Consider the following 25,107-nt stretch of genomic DNA (forward strand, 5'->3'; position numbering starts at 1 on the left):
GATTTTCTACAAATACTTTTCCAACAACGTCTCTTTCAACAGCTCCATACCCACCGTTGCTTTTTCGGGAATAAACGTGACATACTTGGTACTCCCAGCCAGCTCTGGCGTTTTGGGGTCAACCACGAAAATCGGCACACGGGGACGAACGTAGTACACCAAGCCCGCCGCAGGATATACCACCAACGACGTGCCAACCACTACAAAAATATCGGCTTGCTCAGTCAGTTCAACGGCGGGTTCCATCATGGGTACTTCTTCGTGAAACCACACAATGTTGGGGCGTAGTTGGCTGCCAAGTTCGCATTTGTCGCCTAAATTCAGCTCCCACCCTTTGATGTCATACACTAAACGGGGGTCTTTCGTACTGCGCGATTGGAAAAGCTCACCGTGAAGGTGTAATACGTTGGTAGAACCAGCTTTCTCGTGTAAATTATCGACGTTTTGGGTAATAATCTGAACGTCAAAGTGTTGCTCCAACTCCGCCAAAATCAAATGAGCTGCATTTGGCTCGACGGAAAGCGCCTGTTTGCGGCGTTCGTTGTAAAAATCAAGTACTAACTGCGGGTTTTTGCGCCAGCCCTCGGGCGTGGCCACGTCCTCAATGCTATATCCTTCCCACAATCCATCCGAATCGCGAAAGGTTTTAATACCGCTTTCGGCGCTGATACCCGCGCCTGACAGGACGACTAACTTTTTTTTGGGCGACGATGACATTCGTTTCGGGGATAAATGATTGTAAGAACGTATTTACTTTTGCGTAAAACACCGCAGGATTGTCCAACCAAGGAAAATGATGCGCTCGGTCAATCACCGCAATGGAGGCAGCAGGCAATGCCTTTTTCCAATAGTTCACCAACCCGCTGAGGTTGAACCGTTGCCGCGACAATACCACCATGACGGGGATGCCGCGCTGACGAATGCTGGTAACACAATCAAACGGATTAGGAACAAATTTACTACTTACCCTGCTCTTTACGTCGATATTCTGAATTTTTTCGTACAAAAACCCTGCCGCTATGGGCTCGTGAAGGGTATCGTGTACGTAAGTGGCGGCCTGAAAACCCATGATGGCTTTGGCGCGTGCCACCGAATCGGGCGCAATTGTCTGAAGGTGCTGTTGTAGTTTTTCAAACCGCCGATTGATGACTTCTTGCGACAACATTCCCGAAAAACCGTAATCCTCGTGCGTGTCAAAATACACATCCGAACTATTTGGTAAAGTTGTCATCGACACGGGATTCACAAGAATGAGCTGGCCCAAATGCGAACCCGCTTGCGACGCGTACGCACAGGCGATTTTGGCTCCAAACCCGTGCGCCATCACCGACCATTTCGGGATGCGCAATACCATTCGGAGGGCTTCAATGTCGGCCACGGCTTTGTTAAAGTTGACCGTTGAGTCACTGATGTACGGAAAACGGCTTTTGCCTGTTGCACGCGGGTCGTAGAAGACAACGCGATTGGTTTCCGATAGCTTTTGGACGAGTTCTTTTAAGTAGCTCGAAGAATTTCCCACGTCACTAACGACGAGGACAGGATTGCCACTTCCTACTATTTTGAAGTACAAATTAGCACCGCTGTTACAGATAGCCCACCCTTCGTTTTGGGATCTACTCTCCAACACCACCAATAAAAACGCGATTATAAAGGGTAAAGCTTTTCTCATCGGTTACTATTCCCACAAAGTCCTAACAAAAGCAGAATTAATTATTTTCGGGTCGTTAGTGAGCACCTCAAGCTGTAAAAACCTGCCAACTCCTGCAATAAGTCTATCGTGTAGTTCAGGAATATCGGTTATCTCAAATGCGGATTTAATATCCTCCATCCCGTGCGTAAATACTACAAACCTATCTTTTGAATCCAATATCAGTTTTTCAACTGCTTGCAAACTAGTACGTTGTTTATTAAGTTTCTTTATAATTTACCCACGGATTTACGCTGATTCTAAAACCGCAGATAACCGCAGATTTTGGGTGATTAATTCGGCTAATGAGCTTATCTGCGCCAATCCGCGTTGAATTTTAATCTGCGTTTATCTGCGGGATAAAAAATATCATACTACTTTTCAAACAAGGTACTAGTGTCTATTCTATTTTTTTTCCGATAGGTAGGCAATCTCTGCCAAAACCGTCCCAGGAATAAAAATTTGAGAATTGGAGGCAAGTAAAGAGGTAGTTGCTTCAAAAATGCCTTTTACCTTGGCTGGAAGTTTACGATTTTCCAGCCAAAGCACTAAAGCCATCGTATCAGTTACGTACTTTTTGGGAGTTATCTCAGCATCGTTTTGGTCGTTACTCATTCGGATACAGCTCTTTATAATTCAAAAACTCTTCCTCTACATGAGTCATCTCCGACTGGCCAGCTACCAATAGATTGTTGTGAACATCTATCATGTATTGCTCCTGTTTTTGGTTCAAGAATTCAACAAAATCAAACACCTCCCGAAGTAAGTGTTCGGGTAATAATGCTGTTTTTTCTTGAATAGCCTTCCGAAGTTCAATCGCTCCCATACTAAAGACGAATTACTGATTCAACTCACTAATTTTCTGATAAATCATCACTTGGTTTGACGCTACTTTGGCAAAACCACGAACGTCGTCGCCTGTCCAAGCGTTGTTCATTTCGCCATAGCTACCAAACACCGACGACATCAAATCGTATTTTGATTCAATGCCTTCAACGTGGAAACGGTACGGTGCCAAATGAACGTGCACCAATCCCGAAACGTGTGCTTGGGTATCGGCCAAGAATGTCTCGATGTTGCGCATCACAGGCTCCATAAATTGGCCTTTGTGCAACAGACTTCCGTACCAGTTGGCCAATTGTTCTTTCCAGTACAATTGTTGCTCGCTCAATACGTGTTTTTCCAAGGTATGGTGCGCTTTGATAATCACCAACGGTGCGGCGGCTTCAAAGCCAACGCGTCCTTTGATACCGATGATGGTGTCACCCACGTGGATATCGCGTCCGATACCGAAAGGTGCGGCAATTTCGGTCAATTTTTGAATTACTTCTACCGCGCTCATTGCTTCGTCATTGAGTGAGCAAAGTTCTCCTTTTTCAAAGCCCAACGTAACACGTTCGGCCTCGGTTTTACTTACTTGCGTTGGGAACGCGCTTTCTGGCAAGTAGTTGTTGGAAGTCAAGGTTTCTTTTCCACCTACCGATGTTCCCCACAAACCTTTATTGATAGAATACGCTGCTTTATGCCATTCTTGGTCAACTCCTTTTGACTTTAAGTATTCGATTTCGGCTTCGCGTGAAAGGCGCATGTCGCGAATCGGCGTGATGATTTCGGCTTCGGGCATGATGATACGGAACGCCATGTCAAAACGCACTTGGTCATTTCCTGCGCCTGTACTTCCGTGGGCAATGGCTGCTGCACCAATTTCTTTGGCAAACTCAGCCGCTGCAATCGCCTGAAAAATACGCTCAGCACTTACCGAAAGTGGGTACGTGTTATTTTTCAGAATGTTTCCAAAAATCAAGTATTTGATACACTCGTCGTAGTAAGCCGCTGTTTTTGAGATAGTCGCGTGCGACTTCACCCCCAACGAATACGCACGAGCTTCGATAGCTTTCAGTTCTTCGTCCGAAAAACCTCCTGTATCGACCAATACTGAGTGAACTTCGTAGCCTTTGTCTTCTGACAAATATTTGACACAAAACGAGGTATCAAGACCTCCACTAAATGCTAAAACAACTTTCTTTTTTTCTGACATCGGTGGTAAATACAATTAGTTGCCGCAAAGTTAAGATAATCTAAGGAAGGTTACTAAAAAAATAAACCCGCTGACCTTAACGCCAGCGGGTTAGTATGCAAGGTAGGCTTTTACTACGCCACTTCTAATTCTTGTTGACGATGACGTGCTTTTGCCTCTCTGATTTCGCGTTGTAGCAACACGCGTTGTTTGAGACGCATCCAACGTTCGTACAATTTCGATTCTTTCAAGAAATCCCAAGGAGCTCTTTTTTCGCTTTTGTGCGTGACCTGGGGGTCGTACATCATGCCCGTACACAAACAGTTTTTGCGGTTGGTACGCGTCAGAACGTCGTAGTTTACACAGCTAGAACAGCCTTTCCAGAAGGCATCATCCGCAGGTAACTCACTAAAAGTGACTGGCTCATAGCCCAAATCCGAGTTGATTTTCATCACGGCTAGGCTCGTAGTGATACCAATGATTTTTGCTTCAGGATACTTCACGCGCGACAACTCAAATGCTTTGCGCTTGATGGCCTTTGCAATGCCACTCTTACGGTGGTCAGGGTGAACGATAAGGCCCGAGTTAGCCACAAATTTGCCATGTTCCCAGGTTTCGATGTAGCAAAAACCAACCCACTCGCCCAAAAGCGTAGTGGCGATGATTGCCTTGCCTTCGGCCATTTTTTCGCGGATGTAAACAGGAGAGCGCTTGGCAATCCCTGTTCCGCGTTGTTTGGCGCTTTCTTCCATCTCTTTGCAGATGGTTTCGGCGAGGTCAAAATGTTTTTCTTCGGCTGTTTCTACAATGTATTGGTCAGATACGATTTCGATGTTTGACATTGTCGTTTAGTCAGGATTAAATCCTCTGCGGAGACAAATAATCCGCTTTGGTGTTGAAAATTGATGATTTTTGAGAAAAGATGCGAAGTATGTTTACCACATAGGCAAACGGATATCATTGTGTCCTTTCGGACCTACAAATAAATGGCGTAGTGTGTGCGCAGCGAGTATGTGAAAGCGTTTTGGCCACCTTTGTAATTTTGTTTTTGAAAAAAACGTGACAAATATCGGTTAAATTGTACGAACCGTGCAAGAAAAGAACGAATTATTTTTTTTGATAGTTCATTTGACTTGCAACGTCGTACTATAGAAGATTTCTCTTCCATTCATAAAACTTGTCAGTCAGCAAATTAGTTTATTGAATAGGCATACTTTATAAGGTAACACAATACACATTTTCATTTTAAACTACATTATGAAGCCATTTTTTGGGTCTAAGTCATCAGTGATGCTATCAACTTGTTTGCTTGTAGCAGCGATGTCACCCTCAGTGATGGGGCAAACCTCCACTCCCCCTGAGGAAAACCGCTTTACTAAAAACATTCTACTTGAAAAACTCGACGAACCCACCGAGCTAGTAGTATTGGAAGATCAGCGCGTACTTTTTACCGAGCGCAAAGGGAAAGTAAAATTGTTTAACCCCAAAAAACCGAATTCGTACAAAGTAGTAGCCAACCTACCTGTGTACATTCTACAAGAATACGGCTTGATGGGTATCAACGTTGACCCCAATTTTAAAGAAAACAAATGGGTGTATTTGTACTATTCTCCCGTCTCGACCGAAGCTGATACTTCGCAGCGGTTGGTACGTATGAAGTACGATACCGAAAAAGATACGCTCCTGCCTAGCACCGAACAGGTCTTGTTGCGCGTACCCGTCAAACGTACCGACTGCTGCCACACAGGTGGCTCGATTGCGTGGGACAAACAAGGAAATTTATACCTTTCAACGGGAGATGACATCAATCCGTTTGGAAACGAAGGCTACGGCGCTCTCGACGGTCGCCCTGGTCGCGCCAATTGGGACGGTCGTTCGACGTCTTCTAACACCAACGACCTACGCGGTAAAGTACTTCGTATCAAACCTCGTCCTGAAGGAGGATATGACATTCCAGCGGGTAACTTATTCCCCGTAGGTACAGCCAAAACTCGTCCAGAGATTTACACCATGGGAACACGTAACCCGTACCGTATTTCGGTGGACCAACGCACTAACTATTTATATTGGGGTGACGTAGGCCCTGACGCGGGCAACGACAGCCCAACGCGTGGGTCGCGAGGCTATGATGAAGTAAACCAAGCCCGTAAAGCGGGGTATTTTGGGTATCCATTGTTTATTGGCGACAACCGTCCTTATAATCGTTACGACATGGGTACCAAAGTATCGGGCGAGCGCTTTGACCCGCTCAAGCCCATCAACGATTCTCCGCACAACACAGGTATTACCGAACTGCCTCCTGCGCAAAAAGCGTTCATTTTTTACCCCTATGCCGACTCACCCGAGTTTGGTCCAATTGTTGGAAAAGGCGGCCGTAATGCTATGGCAGGCCCTGTTTACTACTACGACGATTATCCAGAAAGCGACGTAAAATTCCCTCGTCATTACGACGGTAAGTTGTTTGCTTACGAATGGATTCGCGACTGGATTCACCCTGTGACCATGACCAAAGACGGCGACTTTGTGCAAATGGAAGAGTTTATGCCTAACACCAAATTTAGCCACCCTATCGACATGCAGTTTGCGGTGGACGGTTCGTTGTACGTACTCGAATACGGAAACACTTGGTTTGCCCAAAACGACGACTCGCGCTTGTCGCGCATCACCTACAACGCGGGCAATCGCAAACCATTGGCCGTGGCGAGTGTGCAGAAAAAAGCGGGTGCTGCGCCCATGAAAGCCGAGTTTTCGTCGAAAGGAACGGTGGATTACGACGGCGATGCCCTCAAGTACGAATGGACATTTGGAAAAGGTTTGCCCAAAAGCGCCGTGGCTAATCCGACCTTTGCCTACACAAAACCAGGCATTTATACAGCGACTCTCAAAGTGACCGATAGCAAAGGTAATACAAGTAGCAGCAGCGTGGAGGTAAAAGTAGGAAACGAACCTCCTAAAGTAGAGGTGGCGTTGGCAGGCAACAAATCTTTTTACTGGGAAAACAAACCCGTTGCTTACGAAGTAAAAGTTTCGGACAAAGAAGACGGAAGTTTGGCCAATCAAAAAATCAATGCTGAAGATGTTACCGTGACGGTAGATTATTTGGAAGGGTTTGACAAAACGATTTTGGCGCAAGGCCACCAAGCCAATTTGGGCGTAGCGACGGGCAAACGCTTGATGGATTTGTCGGATTGTAAAGCGTGCCACGACGTAGTGAAGAAGTCGATTGGCCCTGCTTACCGCGACGTAGCCAAAAAGTACAAAGGACAACGTGACATTGAGAGCCGTTTGGCCGATAAAATCATCAACGGCGGTGGTGGCGTATGGGGTGAACAAGCCATGAGCGCTCACCCTCAAATCAAGAAAGAAGAAGCCAAAGAAATCGTGAAATACATCATGTCGTTGGGCAACGAAAAAGGCCCCGACAAAAAACCAGTGAAAGGTGAGTACGTAACGGCGGCCAAACAAAAAGAAGGTTCGTATATTTTCAGAGCCAGCTACACCGACAAAGGAAATCCAGTAGTTGGACCTCAGACTTCTACAAGCACGGTGGCCTTGCGTCCTGCTAAATTGAAAGCAACTTGGAACGACGAAGCCAAAGACGCGACGACGGTTGAGCTTCCAACAAAATCGGAAGTATTGGCGCCTGTGAAAAATGGCAGCTACGCGCTGTACAAAGACGTGGATTTGACCGACGTGAGTAGCTTGTCGTGCATGGTGTACGCCAGTCCTGACCGCACCGTAGGCGGCACCATCGAAGTACGTTTGGATAGTCCAACGGGGGCGTTGATTGGTCAGACCGAAGTATCAAACAGTCAAATGGGAGCCGTAACGTTATCGCTCCGCAAGCCTGACAACAAAATACACAATTTATATTTGGTTTTCACGACCACTAAATCAGTGCCTGAAGGTAATGGTTTGTTTGGCGTAGAATGGCTCCAATTTAACTCAGGGCAGTAGTTTTTATCCATTGTTAACCGTTTTTGCCGTGGGGCTGGTTGCTTACAACCAGTCCCATTTTTTTTCCTTCTCCTGCACCCGAAGATTGTTACATCCCTAAAAACTGTGTCCAATCCGAGTCATCCGTAGGCTAAAATCGTCGTTGATGGCACGCGGATGAGACGGATTGAACGGATTCACACGGATAAAATAAAAGCCGTCGGGTTCGGGACAGATAACTTATTAACTAGCTTTACGTAAGCCCATTTTACACCTTTACTTTAAAGTATTCGTATTTAAAACCTACGTTTTTCTACTTTTGTAAGTATTCTCTCGAAAAAAGTCATTTTATGCCTAAAGCTTTCCTCCAACTTATTGTTATTTCCCTACTTGCTTGGGGAACCATACTGCACCCTGCCCAAGCCCAAAGCAGCCCCTTCATCACCCGTTGGGATTTATCAAAAACAGGCGGCACTGCCACTACCTTGACCTTTGGCGTAGCCACCGCTGGTACCGTAAGTTATACTTGGCAGCAGGTAGGTGGAGCAGCCTCTGGCAGTGGAACATTTAGCGGAAGTACGCTCACCATCAAAAACCTACCTGCCAATGCTACCATCGACCTAAGCATTGCTCCCGTTAATTTCCAAAGGATTATCATCAGTAACAGAACAGACTGCCAACGCCTCATGGAAATAAAGCAATGGGGTACAGTGGCTTGGACCAGTATGGGATACGCTTTTTGGGGCTGCTCAAACATGACACTCACGGCAACTGATGTACCTAACTTTACGTTCGTCAACGATATGGGTTCTATGTTTGCTGGTTGTAGTTCTTTTAACCAATCGGTCAGCAGTTTTAATACTGAAAAGGTTACCAATATGAGTGCTATGTTTCAGGGTTGTAGTTCTTTTAACCAATCAGTGGGTAGTTTTAATACCGAAAAGGTAACAGATATGAGTTTTATGTTTTCTGGTTGTAGTGCCTTTGGCCATTCTGTAAGCAATTTCAATACCTCATCGGTTACCAATATGAATTTTATGTTTGCTGGTTGTAGTGTCTTTAACCAATCGGTAAGCAATTTTATTACTGAAAAGGTTACCAATATGAGTTATATGTTTTTGAGTTGTAGTGCTTTTAATCAATCGGTCAGCAATTTTAATACGGTTGCCGTTACCGATATGAGATATATGTTTTCTCATTGTAGCAACTTTAACCAGTCTGTTAGCAATTTTAATACCGAGAAGGTTACCAATATGAGAAATATGTTTTCTGGTTGTAGTGCCTTTAACCAATCGGTAAGCAACTTTAATACTGAAAAGGTTACTAATATGAGTGATATGTTTTCGTATTGTTATGCCTTTAACCAATCAGTAAGCAATTTTAATACTGTTGCGGTTACCGATATGAGTGGTATGTTTTCTGGTTGTAGCGTCTTTAACCAATCGGTCAGCAATTTTAATACCGCTGCTGTTACCAATATGAGTGGTATGTTTTCTGGTTGTAGCGTCTTTAACCAATCGGTCAGCAATTTTAATACTTCCGCTGTTACCGATATGAGTGTTATGTTTTCTAATTGTATTGCCTTTAACCAATCGGTCAGCAATTTTAATACTGAAAAGGTTACCAGAATGCTGTATATGTTTTCTGGTTGTAGTGGCTTTAACCAATCAGTGGGCAATTTTAGTACGAAAGCCGTTACCGATATGAGTTGGATGTTTAACAATTGTCGTGCCTTTAACCAATCAGTAAGCAATTTTAATACCGAAAAGGTTACTAATATGGGTGGAATGTTTACTGATTGTATTGTTTTTAACCAATCGGTGAGCAATTTTAATACGGAAAAAGTTACCAGTATGGGTTCTATGTTTCATGGTAGTAGGGCCTTCAATCAATCGGTAAATAATTTTAATATGACAGCCGTAACCGATATTCAGTCGATGTTTTCTAGTTGTAGTGCTTTTAACCAAAGTTTGGCTTCTTGGGGCGGTCAACTCAATGCCAATGCAGATTTAAATGGCTTTTTAGATAACTGCGGCATGAGTGTCGCTAACTATGATGCCACCCTCACGGCTTTTGCGGTAGGCTCAGTAACAGGCAGAAGCATGGGAGCCGCAGGTCTTAAATATTGTAATGCAGAAACTGCCCGCACGCTCCTTACCAAACCTGTTTCTTCGGGTGGCAAGGGTTGGACTATTTCGGGAGATGCCCAAAAGTGTTCTCGTTAAAATTTCATTGTACCTTCACTTTTACGCCCAACGCCAACGTAGTCTATGAAGCAGGCAACTCCATCACCTTACTCCCTGGCTTTTCTGCCGAAAAAACAAGTACGTTTCTGGCCGAAATAAAAGGCTGTCAATAGAGTAGTTATTTCTCCTCCCATCTATCATATAGCTTCTCTGCGCCCTATTACTGCATCCGAGTCATCCGTAGGCTAAAATCGTCGTTGATGGCACGCGGATGAGACGGATTGAACGGATAACAAATAACGGTTAACTTGTGCTTTAGCACTTAAAGTATTCGTATTTAAAACCTACGTTTTTCTACATTTGTAAGTATTCTCTCGAAAAAAGCCGTTTTATGCCTAAAACTTTCCTCCAACTTATCGTAATTTCCCTACTTGCTTGGGGAACTATGTGGCACTCTGCCCAAGCCCAAAACAGCCCCTTCATCACCCGTTGGGATTTATCAAAAACAGGCGGCGCTGCCACTACCTTGACCTTTGGCGTAGCCACCGCTGGTACCGTAAGTTATACTTGGCAGCAGGTGGGTGGAACAGCCTCTGGCAGCGGGACGTTTAGCGGAAGTACGCTCACCATCAAAAACTTACCTGCCAATGCTACCATCGACCTAAGCATTGACCCCGTTAATTTCCAAAGGATTATTATCGATTACGGAACAGACCGCCAACGCCTCATGGAAATAAAGCAATGGGGCACGGTGGCTTGGACTAGTATGCAAAATGCTTTTTGGGGCTGCTCGAACATGACACTCACGGCTACTGATACCCCCAACTTTGCTGCTGTGACTGATATGAGTTCTATGTTTGCTTATTGTAGTTCATTTAACCAATCAGTAAGCAATTTTAATACCGCCACTGTGACTAATATGAGTGGAATGTTTGGGGAGTGCAGTGCCTTTAACCAATCAGTGAGCAGTTTTAATACTGAAAAAGTTACCAATATGAGCTATATGTTTTCTGGTTGTCGTGCCTTTAACCAATCAGTGAGCAGTTTTAATACTGAGAAAGTTACTAATATGAGCTATATGTTTGAAGGTTGTCGTTCTTTTAACCAATCAGTTAGCAATTTTAATACCGCCGCTGTAACTAGTATGAGTTCGATGTTTTCTGGTTGTCGTGCCTTTAACCAATCAGTTAGCAATTTTAATACCGCCGCTGTGACTACTATGGGCGGAATGTTCAGTAATTGTAGCTCATTTAACCAATCGGTCAGCAATTTTAATACTCAAAAGGTTACTGATTTTTGGTCGATGTTTTCTGGTTGTACTTCATTTAACCAATCGGTCAGCAATTTTAATACTCAAAAGGCTACGCGCATGAGCAGTATGTTTTGGGAGTTGTTGTACGCTTTAAAGTTAGGTACGCTCAAACAGACATTTAGTTTGATTGGTTTTTTTGTTTTGAAAATACGGTCATATTTTTGATTCTATCATCAGTAAGACAGTTATCGGCAATATTTTTGATAATTTGAGTGGAGTTCGAGATTTGCCACTTCAAGGTATCTGGCTTGAATTTAAGTTGGACAAATTGGTGAGCAAATTCTTTTCCTACCCTAATCGTTTGTCCGAAATGCGTAATTTGTCCTACTGATGATACTTTTCGAGTGTAGATTTTTTTTGCAATAAATTCATGAACTCTCTTTGAATCAAAGTCTTTACTTGAAAATACGCGTTGTTTAGTAATTAACTCAGGGAAAGCCATCGCCCTGGTTTTTCCCTCCAGCCGAGTTACTGGATACAGCTGTCGTTGAATATGAATTTGGGCATCTAGCTTGGCTTGTAATTCTTGTAAACAACGGCAAGCTTGCACTTCTGCCCAGCGTTGAGTGGTATCTTGCATTTTCTCAACGCGATTATTCATCTGTGGACAATAAGGTTTATTCCAAGTCAAATCAATATCGTGAGCGATAAGCCACAGCGCTAAAGGCGGAGTAGGTGCCCCAGCAGGACTTCCGAATGGCTCGCCATTATCTACTCTAAAACAACCTGCTTTTCCCCATTTGTTGAAAACCTCAATAAGTTTTTGCCGTATTTGGTCAATGGGCACTTGATTGATTCGGGCATAGGGGGAAAACGGGTGCTTCCAGACAAGCTCCACTTTTTTCATCCACAATGGTCAAATAACAAGCTGATTGACCATTTTCTAAGCTTAATCGTTCTTTGGCATCTACCTGCCAGATGTTATGAACCTGTGTTGATTGCCCAATTTTGGGTTCTAATTTTTGGGAACGTGGTTTGCTCATATGAGCTGACAAAAACCAACGTTGAATCGTGCGTACATGAACCACCTGAGAGCAACCATAGCGATTGACCAGGTGCATATGAATCAAGGGGCTTCCCCAATTTGGATGTAAACGTTTTAGCCAAAGAGCTCCTCGATAAATCACATCGGATCTACTGGGCGGCTTTTTGCCACAGTTCTCATATGCTGTTCGTAAATTTGATTGGGGAGTTTTTTGGTGTTTATGCCATAAGTTTCGCAGGGTAGCATAGGGAACACCTAAGTGTTCACTAATATATTTTAGTGTTTTACCTGAGGCTTTTAACTCCAGTAATGACTGCCGTATCGCTGTATTGGTCGCTTGTCCCATCGGTTGTTGCTTGTATGAGCGTATATCAAAAAACAAAAGTACTTAACTTCTTGCCGCTATAAATACTTAACTTTAAGACGTACAGCAGAGTGTAGTAACTTCAATCAACCAGTAAGTAATTTTAATACCGCCGCTGTGACTACTATGAGCGGGATGTTTCGTCGTTGTAGCACTTTTAACCAATCGGTCAGTAATTTTGATACTGAAAAAGTTACTGATATGGGGGGGATGTTTTCTAATTGTTATGCCTTTAACCAATCGGTCAGCAATTTTAATACCGCTGCTGTGACTAATATGAGTTTGATGTTCTCTAATTGTAGCTCATTTAACCAATCAGTGAGCAATTTTAACACTAAAAAGGCTACTGATATGAGTTATATGTTTTTTGATTGTCCTGTTTTTAACCAATCAGTAAGCAATTTTAATACTGAAAAAGTTACTGATATGAACTATATGTTTTTTGGTTGTAGCACTTTTAATCAACCAATTAGCAATTTTAATACCGCTTCCATCAAGAGTATGAATTATATATTTGCTTATTGCCGTTCTTTCAACCAAAGTTTAGCTTCTTGGGGTAGTCAACTCAATGCTAATGTGAACCTCAGTGGCTTTTTGGATAACTGCGGCATGAGTGTCGCCAACTACGATGCTACGCTCACCGCTTTTGCGGCTGGCTCGGTTACTGGTAGAAGTATGGGCGCTTCAAATCTTAACTACTGTGATGCAGAAACGGCCCGCACGCTCCTTACTACGCCCGTCGCCTCGGGAGGCAAGGGCTGGAGCATCTCGGGAGATTCTAAAAACTGCACTGTCCCAGCGGTCATTGCCATTTCGCCCGAGCGGCCTGCTATTTGTCCAGGAACGTCCATTACCCTGGCAGCGAGTGGATGCGCGGGCACGGTAACTTGGTTGGGTGGCGCAAGTCCACAAACGGGGGCTTCAATCACCGTAAGTCCTGCGCTTACAACTTCTTATTCCGCCAATTGCAGCACGGGAGGCACGGAAACCGTTACGGTGAAAGTAGCCACCAATACCCTAGCAGTAGGTTACAACGTGGTCACCGAAAAGGAGCGATTCAAGGCATCCACGACCCTTACTTCCGATAAAAAAGTGGGCAATGTCAATTTTACGCCCAATGCCAACGTGGTCTATGAAGCAGGTAACTCCATCACCTTACTCCCTGGCTTTTCTGCCGAAAAAACAAGTACGTTTCTAGCGGAAATAAAAGGCTGTCAATAGAGTAGTTATTCCTCCTCTCATCTATCACTTAGCTTCTCTGCGCCCTATTACTGCATCCAAGTCATCCGTAGGCTAAAATCGTCGATGATGGCACGCGGATGAAACGGATTGAACGGATAACAATTAACGGTTAACTTGTGCTTTAGCACTTAAAGTATTTGTATTTAAAACCTACGTTTTTCTACATTTGTAAGTATTCTCTCGAAAAAAGTCATTTTATGCCTAAAACTTTCCTCCAACTTATTGTTATTTCCCTACTTGCTTGGGGAACCATGTTACACCCTGCCCAAGCCCAAAACAGCCCCTTCATTACCCGTTGGGATTTATCAAAACCAGGCGGCACTGCCACGACCTTGACATTTGGCGTAGCCACCGCTGGTACCGTAAGTTATACTTGGCAGCAGGTGGGTGGAGCAGCCTCTGGCAGCGGGACGTTTAGCGGAAGTACGCTCACCATCACAAACTTACCTGCCAGTGCCATTATAGATTTGAGTATTGACCCAACCAATTTTCAAAGAATCAATATCAATTACGGTACAAACTGCCAACGCCTCATGGAAGTAAAACAATGGGGTACAGTGGCTTGGACCAGTATGCAGAACGCTTTTTACGGCTGCTCAAATATGACACTCACGGCCACTGACACCCCCAACTTTGCTGCCGTTACTAATATGAGTTATATGTTTACTGGTTGTAGTGCCTTTAACCAATCAGTAAGTAATTTTAATACCGCCGCTGTTACTAATATGTCGGTGATGTTTTATGGTTGTAGTTCCTTTAACCAATCAGTAAGCAATTTTAATACTGAAAAGGTTACCAATATGAGATCTATGTTTGAAGGTTGTAACGCTTTTAACCAATCAGTCAGCAATTTTAATACTGAAAAGGTTACTGATATGAGGTCTATGTTCTCTGGTTGCAGTGCCTTTAACCAATCCGTCAGTAACTTTAATACTGAAAAGGTTACTAATATGAGTTATATGTTTGCTTATTGCAGCACCTTTAACCAATCAGTCAGCAATTTTAATACCGCCGCTGTAACTAATATGAGTTCGATGTTTTCTGGTTGTAGCGCCTTTAACCATTCGGTAAGCAATTTTAATACTGAAAAGGTTACCAATATGTGGGGACTGTTCGTTGGTTGTAGTTCCTTTAACCAATCAGTAAGCAATTTTAATACCGCCGCTGTTACTAATATGTCGGTGATGTTTTATGGTTGTAGTTCCTTTAACCAATCAGTGAGCAATTTTAATACTGAAAAGGTTACTGATATGAGTGAGATGTTTTCTAGGTGTCGTGCCTTTAACCAATCAGTCAGCAATTTTAATACCGCCGCTGTAACTAATATGAGTTCGATGTTTTCTGGTTGTAGCGCCTTTAACCATTCGGTAAGCAATTTTAATACCGCCGCTGTTACTAATATGTCGGGGATGTTTTATGGTTGTAGTTCCTTTAACCAATCAGTGAGCAATTTTAATACTGAAAAGGTGACTAATATGAGCTATATGTTTTCTGGTTGTAGCGCCTTTAACCAATCAGTAAGTAATTTTAATACCGATAAGGTTACCGATATGAGTTGGATGTTTTATACTTGTATTTCCTTTAACCAATCAGTAAGCAATTTTAATACTGAAAAGGTGACTAATTTGAGTTATATGTTTGCTAATTGTAGTGCCTTTAACCAATCGGTGGGTAGTTTCAACACTGAAAAGGTGACTGATATGGCTTCTATGTTCTCTAGTTGCAGTGCCTTTAACCAATCAGTAAGTAATTTTAATACCGCTGCCGTCACCAATATGAGTGGGATGTTTTGGGGGTGTAACCTCTTTAACCAATCAGTCAGCAATTTTAATACTGCCACAGTTACTGATATGAGTTGGATGTTTACTGGTTGTAGAGCCTTTAACCAATCAGTGAGCAATTTTAATACTGAAAAGGTTACTTATATGTTCAATATGTTTGCAGGTTGTAGTGCCTTTAACCAAAGTTTAGCCTCTTGGGGTAACCAACTTAATGCTAATGTCAACCTCAATTACTTTTTGGATAACTGCGGCATGAGTGTGGCCAACTACGATGCTACGCTCACCGCTTTTGCGGCTGGCTCGGTAACGGGTAGAAGTATGGGCGCTTCAAATCTTAAGTACTGCGATGCAGAAACGGCTCGCACGCTCCTTACTACGCCCGTCGCCTCGGGAGGCAAGGGCTGGAGCATCTCGGGAGATTCTAAAAACTGCACTGTCCCAGCGGTCATTACTATTTCACCCGAGCGGCCCGCTATTTGTCCAGGAACGTCCATTACCCTGTCAGCGAGTGGATGCGCGGGCACGGTAACTTGGTTGGGTGGCGCAAGCCCACAAACGGGGGCTTCAATCACCGTAAGCCCTACGCTTACTACTTCTTATTCAGCCAATTGCAGCACAGGCGGCACGGAAACCGTTACGGTGAAAGTAGCCACCAATACCGTAGCAGTAGATTACAACGTAGTCACCGAAAAGGAGCGATTCAAGGCATCCACGACCCTTACTTCCAATAAAAAAGTGGGCAATGTCAACTTTACGCCTGTTGCCAACGTGGTCTATGAAGCAGGCAACTCCATCACCTTACTCCCTGGCTTTTCTGCCGAAAAAACAAGTACGTTTCTGGCGGAGATAAAAGGCTGTCAATAGAGTAGTTATAAATTGGGGAGGCGTTATTCTTCCTCCCCCAGTATCTTAAACGTCGTTCCTTGCAGGGTCTCGTCCACCCGTAGCTGGCAGGCGAGTCGGCTGCACGAGGTAGCCGAGGGCAAAGTGTCCAAAATATCCAATTCGGCGTCGCTTACCGATGGCAAGTTTTCTCCCCCGTCCAACACACCCACGTGGCAAGTGGCGCAGAGCGCCATTCCTCCGCAAGTGGCCAAAATCGAATACTCGGAAGCTTTCAAAACTTCCATTAAATTGAGTCCAATTCCTTCGGGAATTTCTAGCGCTTGGCGCTCACCCGTGCGGTCTTCTATTGTGAATTGTATCATGTCGTTTGCAGCGTTATTAAAAAGCATTGACCCCGTTTACCGTTGTATATTTAAAACTGAGGTGCTGATTGGGATACACGTATTTGAAGGCGCTTTGGCACATCATAGCGGCCTCGTGGAAACCCGTTAAAATCAGTTTGAGTTTGCCAGGATAGGTGTTAATATCACCGATGGCATAAATGCGCTCGACGTTGGTCGAATAATCAAGCGTGTTTACTTCAATGGCTGATTTACTGATGTTTAGCCCCCAATCTGCTATGGGGCCGAGCTTGGGACTCAAACCAAACAACGGAATAAAAAAGTCGGACGACAGTTGGGTGGTGCTTTTGTCTTTGGCCGCCACAATGACTTCCTTCAAATGACCATTGCCGTTTAAGCCAACTACATTTGACTGCAACAACAGGTTAATACGACCGTGTTGCGCCAACTCAAACACTTTCTCGGCCGAATCGGGTGCGCCACGAAACGAATCGCTGCGGTGAATCAAGGTGACGTTTTTGGCCACGTCGGCCAAGTAGGCCGTCCAGTCGAGGGCAGAGTCGCCACCGCCTGCAATCACCACGTTTTTGTCCCTGAATTTCTCTGGATTTTTGACCATATATGCCACTCCTTTTCCTTCAAACCGTTCTAAATCAGGAATTTCTGGTTTACGTGGCTCGAAGCACCCCAAACCACCCGCAATGACCATCACTTGACAATGCACCTCGGTTTCGTCAGACGTACGCACTACCAACGAACCGTCGGGTTGGCGTTCTACTTTTTCCACGCGCTCGCCCAGCGTAAACGTTGGTTTGAAAGGGGCAATTTGCGCCATGAGGTTGTCCACCAACTCCTGCGCCTTGATGGTGGGGTAGCCTGGAATATCGTAAATGGGTTTTTGAGGGTAAATTTCTGACAACTGCCCCCCTACCTGCGGCAAGGCATCAATCAAATGGCAACGCATTTTTAGAAGTCCCGCTTCAAAAACGCTAAACAGCCCCACAGGCCCCGCTCCTACAATACAAATATCTGTTGTTATCATAACTATTAGTAATTTTATCGGTGCACGGTATTGGGACACGGATTGAACGGATGTTCCAACACGGGTTATCGCATATTTTAGTGATAAGTAGTTGAGCATAAATTCTAGTTATTAATAGTTATATCGCTTCGGAGAAGCGCAACCTTTGTAGTAGTAGAGAGCCATCCATAGAACTCTTTTGCTTCGGAGAAGCTTAACAAAGCAACAAGTTATGCTTCTCCGAAGCAAAAATCAAAAAACTACCTGCTGCTGTTGCTCTACAAATGTTGCGCCTCTACCGAGGCTACTTTGAATTACTCTAGAACTTTTGCTTTACTACTTAAAAGTTTATTTTTTAAAAAATTCCTCTTTTGGAATTTTATCAACTGCTAAATCAGTCAGATTTACGACAGCAAAAGTAGAACGTTTTGCAATAGCACGCCAATCATAAAAACGCATCAATTATTACTAAAAGTTATAGATAGCTATTTCCACGTTTTTTCCTGTAGTTTTGTTCCAACAACCAAAACCACTATCATTTCCTCATTTCTATGCGTCAATTTTGCCGTTTTAATTTACTCCTTTGGGCTATTTTTAGCTGTCTATCGGCTTGTACTGCCACCTCTCAAGTTCCTGCTCCGTTTCACGAAACACCCTCTCAAGTTGTGCCCGTGGGGGGCAACGCGTGGCTCCTGAATTCGACCGATAAAAATGAAAAAATCACCAATGATGGACTGGTTCAATGGAATCAACCTTCGACCATATGCCGCACCTACGTTCGGGTAAGTCAGGCGGGAAAGCTCAAACTCTCGGCCACCCTCAAAGGCGGGACGGGTGAAAGTGAGGTTCAATTTACGGTTTTGGGAAAACCTTTTCAGGTGAAAATTACCCCTACTACGACGCAAGAATACACCATTGGCGAATGGGAAATCTCGCAAGCGGGCTACGTTGCCATCGACGCCCAAGGCATCCGCCGAAGTGGCAGCACTTTTGGTGATTTACAGCAATTTACCCTCAGCGGAAGCGCGCTTGGGGGTGATAATGTTTTTGTCAAAAACAATACTGACAACTACTTTTATTGGGGACGTCGAGGCCCTTCGGTCCACCTTCGTTATACGCTTCCTGCCAACCAAAACATCGAGTGGTTTTACAGCGAACTGACCATTCCTGAGAAAGAAGACGTGATAGGGTCGTATTACATGGCCAACGGCTTTGGCGAAGGGTACTTTGGAATGCAGGTAAACTCTCCGACCGAACGTAGGGTGCTGTTTTCGGTTTGGAGTCCGTTTTCTACCGACAACCCTAACGCCATTCCCGACGACCAGAAAATTGTGATGCTCAAAAAAGGCGCAGATGTTTACACGGGGGAGTTTGGTAACGAAGGCTCGGGTGGTCAAAGCTACCTCAAGTACCCGTGGAAGGCGGGCAACACCTACCGTTTTTTGTTGCAAGGCAAACCCACCACCGACAATTACACTAGTTACACGGCCTATTTTTTTGCTCCCGAAGAAAATCAATGGCGACTCATTGCCAGTTTTAAACGTCCCAAAACTAACACTTACCTCAAGTCGCTTTATTCGTTTTTGGAAAATTTCACCCCTGACACGGGCAATCAATCCCGCATGGCTTTGTACGGAAACCAATGGGTGTGGACGTCTCAGAATCAATGGATAGAGCTAACCGAAGCCAAGTTTACGGGTGATGCCACGGCCCGCAAAAACTACCGAAAAGACTACGCAGGAGGACTTTCAAAGGGGGCATTTTTTCTGAAAAATTGTGGTTTTTTCAACGATTTTGTCCCACTCGACGGCACATTTCAAAGAAATGCCGCAAAGTCGCCGCCTGCCATCAACTTTTCGTCGTTGCCATAAGTTATTTGTCAAAACCTACACGCATGAGAAAAACCACTACTTTACTTGTTGGATCCCTCTTAGTTTCGTCTTTTGCCTATGCGCAACAGGTCGTTTTGCGCGACCCGCAAATTTCGTCGCTCGTTGCCGAAGTTTCGCCCGACAGCCTCCGAAGTCACGTTGACAAATTGGTCAGTTTTGGCACGCGGCACACCCTCAGCACCGTTACCGACCCCAAAAGGGGCATTGGCGCAGCCCGCCGATGGGTTTTGAGCAAGTTTAATGACTACGCTAAGCAGTCGGGCGGGCGCATGACGGCTATTATTGATACCTGGACGCTGGAACCCGACGGGCGGCGCGTGGACAAAGCCCACGAAATCGGGAATGTGATGGCGACACTCAAAGGCACCGACCCCAACGACGACCGCATTTTTATGGTCAGTGGGCACATCGACAGCCGCGTGACCGACGTCAACAACCGCGAAGCCGACGCTCCAGGCGCCAATGACGACGGCAGCGGAACGGCAGCAGTGATTGAATTGGCACGGGTGATGAGTAAAGCCTCGTTTCCTGCCACCATTATTTTTGTGGTAGTCAGCGGTGAAGAGCAGGGCTTGTACGGTGCGAACCATTTGGCCGAAAAAGCCGCCAACGAAAAATGGAACTTGGAAGCGCTCCTCAACAACGACATTATGGGTTCTAACCACAGCCCCGACACCCGCCTGATTGACAATACCAAACTGCGGGTATTCAGCGAGGGGCTACCTGCCTTCGACACCGACAAACGCGCCAACGGCATTCGTCAGTACGGCACCGAAAACGACGGGAAAGCGCGTACGTTGGCCCGCTATGTCAAAGAAATAGGCGAACGTTACGTGGACAACCTCGAAATCAAGCTCATTTACCGTAACGACCGCTACCTCCGTGGCGGCGACCACACTCCGTTTGTCAACCGCGATTTTGCCGCCGTGCGTTTGACGGAAATGAACGAAAATTTCAACAATCAACACCAAGACCTACGCACCGAAAAAGGCGTGGAATACGGCGATTATGCCAAAAACATGGATTTTGAGTATTTGCGCAAAAACACGGCGGTCAACCTTGCTACGCTGTCCAACTTGGCCAAAGCCCCGTCGATGCCGCAAAACGTCACGCTCGAAGCCCGTAACCTCACCAACAGCACTTCGCTGTTCTGGCAAGCGCCCAAAGCAGGCAAGGTCAAAGGTTACTACGTACTGATGCGCGAAACGAACTGGCCTTTTTGGCAAAAGAAGTTTTTTACGGATAAAAACGGCCTCACGTTGCCTTATTCCAAAGACAATTATTTCTTTGCCGTCCAAGCCGTTGGCGAAGATGGACACGAAAGCCTTCCCGTTTTACCCCGTCCTAGTATGAGGTAAAACAGGGTCAGACGATAGTCAGACCCTCCAAATCTCAAGACACAACTAACCCCACAAACCGCTGATAATAAACCCATTAACCAATAACCAATTCACAATTATGAAAAATAGCTTATTAATCATCGCTTTCGTACTTTTTGCTTGGGTGGGAGCGTCGGCCCAAGGGTTTCGCAACGTGGACAAAAGTCCGATGGATGCAGCTTACTTCCCTGACAACTTTGCCCACGACCGCAAAGGGGATGAAAAGGCATTGGTGCGCATTCTTTACAGTCGCCCTGCGAAAAATGGACGTGAGGTGTTTGGAAAGCTCATTCCTTACGGAAAAGTTTGGCGGACGGGTGCCAACGAAAACACCGAGATTACTTTTTACCAAGATGCGACCCTCCAAGGCAAGAAAATCAAGGCGGGGACGTATTCCCTTTTTACGATTCCCAATGAAAACGAATGGGTGGTTATTTTGAACAAAGACCTCAACTATTGGGGAGCGTATCAGTACAAAGAAGCCAACGACGTGGCCCGCTTTACCGTAACGCCAAAAAAATCAGAAACGGTCATCGAAAACTTTTCCATTCAGTTTCCCAAAGGAACCGACGCACTACTACGCATGGGCTGGGACACCACCATGATTGAGCTACCCATTCAATTTTAGTTTGTTCCTACAGAGGCGTCGGCGACGCTAAGCCTTTTTCGCCCCGACGGGATGTCGTCGGGGCTTTTTTTGTAAATTTGTAGTAGGGTGATTGTTGCGTGTAACACTACAAAAAATACGGTACAACTTTTCGATGGTGCGAGCCAGAAAATATTAACTTCTTAAACAAATCAATATGAATGCAAAAGACATTTACAAAATGACCGACGAAGAACTATTAGCCGAGAAACAAAAACTGAAAAATTCCAAAATTTTTCATGCTTTATTTATTGGTTTTCTTGCAGGAATACTAATAGTCGGCCTTGTTTCGTGGAGCTTGTCTTCAAAGAAGAATTTTGGATTCTTAATTCCAATGTTGATTCCAGTTATTCTCATTTATAAGCAGCTAAAGAAACCAAACACCAACAAGGAATTAGAAGATTTACTAAAAAAACGTGGCTTAGACTGATAGCTATATGGTGCGAGCGTTCCCGCTCGCGCTATCGGCGGTTTCGCAGATACCCCTAATTTGTATAGATCGAAACTACTTACAGTTAGAGTTTCGTATATTTAGGAGTAAGCAGCAATTTTAGACGGACCATATGTGGACACATAAAAACACTTTCGCTATTGGTGGACTTGAAAATATTGGGTATGCACCTGGACAAGATTTTTTAATCGTTTTATCAAGCCAAGGACAAGGGATTTTTAATTGCAAAACAGGAGAAAAAGTTGCAAGACAATATGACGATTCTGACTCGTGGGAGAAATTCAATGAGTCAACGAATTCAATTGTAGGTTTTGACGTTTTAGAGAATGTAGAAATTAATACTTGTGGACTTTACGGAGAAGACAATTTATCAAAGACAACACAAGACGGCTGGGCATTAACCGTTTCCGAACCCGAACCTGACGACAAGCCCTTCGAAAAATATTTGGTTAAAAGGATTTATCTACAATCGGCTGACAAAAAAGAAAAAATATTTGTTGGAAAAGACGGCGCTTGCGAGTTACGAGCTTTTGGTTTTTCAGACACAGGTGATACGTTCGTAATTGCTCTAAGTTGCGACTTGACAATTTATAGCAGGACATAAATGCTACGACAAAAAACTGCTGCTTACATGGGTTTTGTGTTATGGAGGGCTGACGAACAAAGGCTTATCTTTAGTTTTTCAATTTGGCTTTGGGTCATGGGCTGGGCTGACGTTCCCTGATTTCCACCACAACACAAAGCCCTAAACGTCAGTGAGCAGTCAAAAAAGACAACCTAATATAAAAACAGTGTATCAAAATGGCAGCAAAAGACATGAAGACAATCTGGCAAGTTCCCAAATATTTACCCTACGTTCAACCAAATTTAACTGACGAAATTATCAAAGAAGCTGAGAAAAAAATTGGATATAAACTCCCCAATGAATATTTAGAGCTTTTAACAATCCAAAATGGTGGATACATTAGATACACAATTAAAGACACACTGCACTCTCAAATTTCAGGTATTGGACCTTACTATCCTTCCATTACCGCCTTTGAATGGCTGAAAGAGTATGAAGGACTTAGTTTTGAAGTTGACGCACTATTTCCTTTTGATGGAGATGGGCATTGGAATATTTGTCTAGACTATCGTCAAAATAAAGATGAACCAGAAATAACTTATATTGACACAGAAATTGATTTTGAAAAGCCAATTGCTAGAAATTTCAAGGAGTATATTGATAAGCTAATCATTGAGACTGAAAATCAATTTGTAATCGAGACAAATGCCCCTATAACAGAAACTTTAAAATTCATTTCTATCTCAATAAATAACGACTTTGGACAACCTGACTTATTTGCACATGGTTATCCAATTTACAGTAACAAATTCAATGACAATTGGATTTGGGTTAGTCCTAATAAAGTACCAAATGGTTTTATTAGGCAAGGTGAAGACAGGTATGAAGAGCTAAAAGGACAAATGGAAATTCAATCGGTACAATTTCCAGAAATTGATAAAGATTTTTTATTGATTACATTTTCAGGAAATGAACAAGCAGAAGAATTAACAACCTTGTTCAGGAATAATGGATTAACAATACGTGAATTAAGTGCGTACTTAAACAAAAGCTCGAACCGCTAACATCATAATCGCAATAGTGGCACTAACAGTTGTAAACCCTACATTTATGCTTCTATCAAACGTTTACACCCCGAAAGCTTTCGGGACACAAATGCCCCACCATAGCTAATAAGTAAACCGTTATGTGGCAGCCTAAAAGACGACACCGATAAAAAATGACAGTAAACGAAAGACACAAAATTAGCCTTACAGAAAATGGTTTTACGATTATTGAAAATATCTATTCTGATAAGGAAATAGAACAAATTTTGTTGATTATTGATCAAGCCGACAATGATAAAGAAACATTTAAAAAGTCAGCTGACATTTTTGCAATTAGGCAGTTTCTAAAAGAAATTCCTGAGACACAAAAATTGGTGTTTAACGACAATCTAAAGAGCATAGTTAGACAACTTTTTGGGGACAACTACTTTGTAGTTAAGAGTATTTATTTTGATAAACCAGAAACTTCAAATTGGTATGTTCCTTACCACCAAGACTTGACAATTTCAGTTGACAAAAAAATAAAACTTGCAAACTTTGGTCCTTGGACAACAAAGCAAAATCAATTTGCTGTTCAACCACCAATTGACATTTTGGAGAATATTTATACAATCAGAATTCACCTTGACGACACAGACGAAAATAACGGTGCATTAAGAGTAATTCCAAAATCACATTCCAAGAAAATTTATAGACCTGAAACAATTGACTGGACGACAGAAACTGAAACTACTTGCAACGTGAGTAAAGGCGGAATTATGATAATGAAACCTCTAATTTTGCACAGTTCAAGTAGGACAACAAACAATAAAAAAAGACGAGTAATACATATTGAATTTTCAAATCAAGAATTACCAACAGAATTAAAATGGGCAGAACGACTGAACTGAGAAAAGAAAGCTGACTGCATAACATGGATTTTACGTTAGGCAGGGTGACGTGCAAACTTGCAGCTTTGTGCTTCTATTCAAATTCAGTGCTGGTTGGCAGTTCTGTGCTCCGAAACCCGCCCAAACACAAAGCCCGAAAAAGTTATGCTGCACTTCGATGGTGCGAGCGTCCCCGCTCGTACCCCTTATTTACAGGCTTCTAAGCCTTGCCGTTACCGAAATAGGCTTGAAGCCTTGGAATAGTCAGCACAAGCAGGATGCTCGCGCTATCGGTGAATAGTCAGCACAAACGAAACGCTCGCGCTATCAGCTTTACTACTTCCTCAAAAATTGTTACCTTCGCCTCATTCAATTTTTTGTTTATGTATCCTTCTACATTTTCAAGCTTACTTCCTCCACCAGTAGCCTGCTAAACTAAGCAGCCTATTTTGGTATTTGATGGCTCTTCCTTGGAAGAAGTGTCTTTTATTGCCTATTGGCAAGCCCGCTCGGTTGTTTAGTTTCTGCCCACGCACGCAGT

Annotated in this window: 24 protein-coding genes and 1 pseudogene; 14 read left to right on the top strand and 11 right to left on the bottom strand. The window is 43.8% G+C overall.

The genetic code is table 11. From position 1 onward, the window contains the following. Positions 1-6: 6 nt before the first annotated feature. The 7 genes from DTQ70_RS17650 to DTQ70_RS17675 all read right to left on the bottom strand — a co-directional run bounded on the left by DTQ70_RS17650 (position 7) and on the right by DTQ70_RS17675 (position 4,546). A complete protein-coding gene (locus tag DTQ70_RS17650) occupies positions 7-717 on the bottom strand; it encodes an NAD-dependent deacylase (RefSeq protein ID WP_122932028.1) in 711 nt (236 codons plus the stop codon). Then, complete coding sequence (locus DTQ70_RS17655; RefSeq protein WP_122932029.1) at positions 647-1,669, bottom strand: alpha/beta fold hydrolase; 1,023 nt, start codon at positions 1,667-1,669, stop codon at positions 647-649. The genes DTQ70_RS17650 and DTQ70_RS17655 overlap by 71 nt, the downstream gene beginning before the upstream one ends. Before the next feature lie 6 nt (positions 1,670-1,675). After that, positions 1,676-1,891 (bottom strand): hypothetical protein, encoded by a 216-nt coding sequence (locus tag DTQ70_RS30755; RefSeq protein WP_164490090.1) that lies wholly within the window; start codon positions 1,889-1,891, stop codon positions 1,676-1,678. 201 nt (positions 1,892-2,092) lie between these two features. Beyond that, entirely contained in the window at positions 2,093-2,302 is a 210-nt protein-coding gene (locus DTQ70_RS17660; protein ID WP_122932030.1) for a hypothetical protein, read from the bottom strand. Beyond that, the gene (locus DTQ70_RS17665; protein ID WP_122932031.1) at positions 2,295-2,513 is read right to left on the bottom strand and encodes a DUF2281 domain-containing protein; all 219 of its coding nucleotides are present in this window, start codon (positions 2,511-2,513) and stop codon (positions 2,295-2,297) included. Before DTQ70_RS17665 ends, DTQ70_RS17660 begins: the two co-directional genes overlap by 8 nt. A gap of 12 nt (positions 2,514-2,525) precedes the next feature. Continuing rightward, positions 2,526-3,725, bottom strand: coding sequence for an argininosuccinate synthase (gene argG, locus DTQ70_RS17670; protein ID WP_122932032.1), 1,200 nt, complete (start codon positions 3,723-3,725; stop codon positions 2,526-2,528). A gap of 113 nt (positions 3,726-3,838) precedes the next feature. Then, positions 3,839-4,546 (bottom strand): GNAT family N-acetyltransferase, encoded by a 708-nt coding sequence (locus DTQ70_RS17675; protein ID WP_122932033.1) that lies wholly within the window; start codon positions 4,544-4,546, stop codon positions 3,839-3,841. A 415-nt stretch (positions 4,547-4,961) separates the two neighbouring features. On the opposite strand from DTQ70_RS17675, the gene DTQ70_RS17685 reads away from it, so the two are divergent. From DTQ70_RS17685 to DTQ70_RS17695, 4 genes are all read left to right on the top strand, one after another. Beyond that, positions 4,962-7,661, top strand: coding sequence for a PQQ-dependent sugar dehydrogenase (locus tag DTQ70_RS17685; RefSeq protein WP_122932035.1), 2,700 nt, complete (start codon positions 4,962-4,964; stop codon positions 7,659-7,661). A gap of 329 nt (positions 7,662-7,990) precedes the next feature. Further along, complete coding sequence (locus DTQ70_RS17690) at positions 7,991-9,865, top strand: BspA family leucine-rich repeat surface protein (RefSeq protein ID WP_122932036.1); 1,875 nt, start codon at positions 7,991-7,993, stop codon at positions 9,863-9,865. Continuing rightward, positions 9,853-9,999, top strand: a complete 147-nt coding sequence (locus DTQ70_RS30760) for a 3-coathanger stack domain-containing protein (protein WP_164490091.1) — start codon at positions 9,853-9,855, stop codon at positions 9,997-9,999. Before DTQ70_RS17690 ends, DTQ70_RS30760 begins: the two co-directional genes overlap by 13 nt. A gap of 218 nt (positions 10,000-10,217) precedes the next feature. Next, on the top strand, positions 10,218-11,303 hold the full coding sequence (locus tag DTQ70_RS17695) for a BspA family leucine-rich repeat surface protein (RefSeq protein ID WP_122932037.1): 1,086 nt from the start codon (positions 10,218-10,220) through the stop codon (positions 11,301-11,303). Here the strand turns inward: DTQ70_RS17695 and DTQ70_RS17700 are convergent. Together DTQ70_RS17700 and DTQ70_RS30765 are read right to left on the bottom strand one after the other, a co-directional pair. Then, positions 11,257-11,985, bottom strand: a complete 729-nt coding sequence (locus DTQ70_RS17700; protein WP_122929371.1) for a hypothetical protein — start codon at positions 11,983-11,985, stop codon at positions 11,257-11,259. The two genes, DTQ70_RS17695 and DTQ70_RS17700, sit on opposite strands and share 47 nt — an antisense overlap. Next, positions 11,915-12,469, bottom strand: coding sequence for a hypothetical protein (locus tag DTQ70_RS30765; RefSeq protein ID WP_164489881.1), 555 nt, complete (start codon positions 12,467-12,469; stop codon positions 11,915-11,917). The genes DTQ70_RS17700 and DTQ70_RS30765 overlap by 71 nt, the downstream gene beginning before the upstream one ends. A gap of 24 nt (positions 12,470-12,493) precedes the next feature. Between DTQ70_RS30765 and DTQ70_RS31330 the strand changes: the two are divergent. The 3 genes and pseudogenes from DTQ70_RS31330 to DTQ70_RS17710 form a co-directional block, all read left to right on the top strand. Then, positions 12,494-12,592 (top strand): annotated as a pseudogene (locus DTQ70_RS31330) (hypothetical protein); the annotation flags it as partial. Between the two features lie 21 nt (positions 12,593-12,613). Then, positions 12,614-13,708, top strand: a complete 1,095-nt coding sequence (locus DTQ70_RS17705) for a BspA family leucine-rich repeat surface protein (RefSeq protein ID WP_229600156.1) — start codon at positions 12,614-12,616, stop codon at positions 13,706-13,708. Positions 13,709-13,926: 218 nt separating this feature from the next. Beyond that, entirely contained in the window at positions 13,927-16,374 is a 2,448-nt protein-coding gene (locus tag DTQ70_RS17710) for a BspA family leucine-rich repeat surface protein (RefSeq protein WP_122932039.1), read from the top strand. Between the two features lie 23 nt (positions 16,375-16,397). On the opposite strand, the gene DTQ70_RS17715 is transcribed toward DTQ70_RS17710, so the two are convergent. Beyond that, complete coding sequence (locus DTQ70_RS17715; protein ID WP_122934462.1) at positions 16,398-16,718, bottom strand: 2Fe-2S iron-sulfur cluster-binding protein; 321 nt, start codon at positions 16,716-16,718, stop codon at positions 16,398-16,400. Between the two features lie 16 nt (positions 16,719-16,734). Continuing rightward, positions 16,735-17,739: an NAD(P)/FAD-dependent oxidoreductase gene (locus DTQ70_RS17720; protein ID WP_122932040.1), complete on the bottom strand. Its 1,005-nt coding sequence runs from the start codon at positions 17,737-17,739 to the stop codon at positions 16,735-16,737. A 530-nt stretch (positions 17,740-18,269) separates the two neighbouring features. Between DTQ70_RS17720 and DTQ70_RS17725 the strand changes: the two genes are divergently transcribed. The 7 genes from DTQ70_RS17725 to DTQ70_RS17755 all read left to right on the top strand — a co-directional run bounded on the left by DTQ70_RS17725 (position 18,270) and on the right by DTQ70_RS17755 (position 24,587). Next, a complete protein-coding gene (locus DTQ70_RS17725; protein ID WP_122932041.1) occupies positions 18,270-19,589 on the top strand; it encodes a DUF3472 domain-containing protein in 1,320 nt (439 codons plus the stop codon). Positions 19,590-19,612: 23 nt separating this feature from the next. Next, complete coding sequence (locus tag DTQ70_RS17730; protein WP_122932042.1) at positions 19,613-20,968, top strand: M20/M25/M40 family metallo-hydrolase; 1,356 nt, start codon at positions 19,613-19,615, stop codon at positions 20,966-20,968. A 100-nt stretch (positions 20,969-21,068) separates the two neighbouring features. Further along, the gene (locus tag DTQ70_RS17735; protein WP_122932043.1) at positions 21,069-21,617 is read left to right on the top strand and encodes a DUF2911 domain-containing protein; all 549 of its coding nucleotides are present in this window, start codon (positions 21,069-21,071) and stop codon (positions 21,615-21,617) included. Positions 21,618-21,792: 175 nt separating this feature from the next. Beyond that, on the top strand, positions 21,793-22,065 hold the full coding sequence (locus tag DTQ70_RS17740) for a hypothetical protein (protein WP_122932044.1): 273 nt from the start codon (positions 21,793-21,795) through the stop codon (positions 22,063-22,065). 133 nt (positions 22,066-22,198) lie between these two features. Continuing rightward, a complete protein-coding gene (locus tag DTQ70_RS17745) occupies positions 22,199-22,690 on the top strand; it encodes a hypothetical protein (RefSeq protein WP_122932045.1) in 492 nt (163 codons plus the stop codon). A 197-nt stretch (positions 22,691-22,887) separates the two neighbouring features. Next, entirely contained in the window at positions 22,888-23,715 is an 828-nt protein-coding gene (locus DTQ70_RS17750; protein WP_122932046.1) for an SMI1/KNR4 family protein, read from the top strand. A gap of 155 nt (positions 23,716-23,870) precedes the next feature. After that, positions 23,871-24,587 (top strand): phytanoyl-CoA dioxygenase family protein, encoded by a 717-nt coding sequence (locus tag DTQ70_RS17755; RefSeq protein WP_122932047.1) that lies wholly within the window; start codon positions 23,871-23,873, stop codon positions 24,585-24,587. The last annotated feature ends 520 nt before the right edge of the window (positions 24,588-25,107 follow it).

This window comes from Runella sp. SP2 (assembly GCF_003711225.1).
Classification (GTDB): domain Bacteria; phylum Bacteroidota; class Bacteroidia; order Cytophagales; family Spirosomataceae; genus Runella.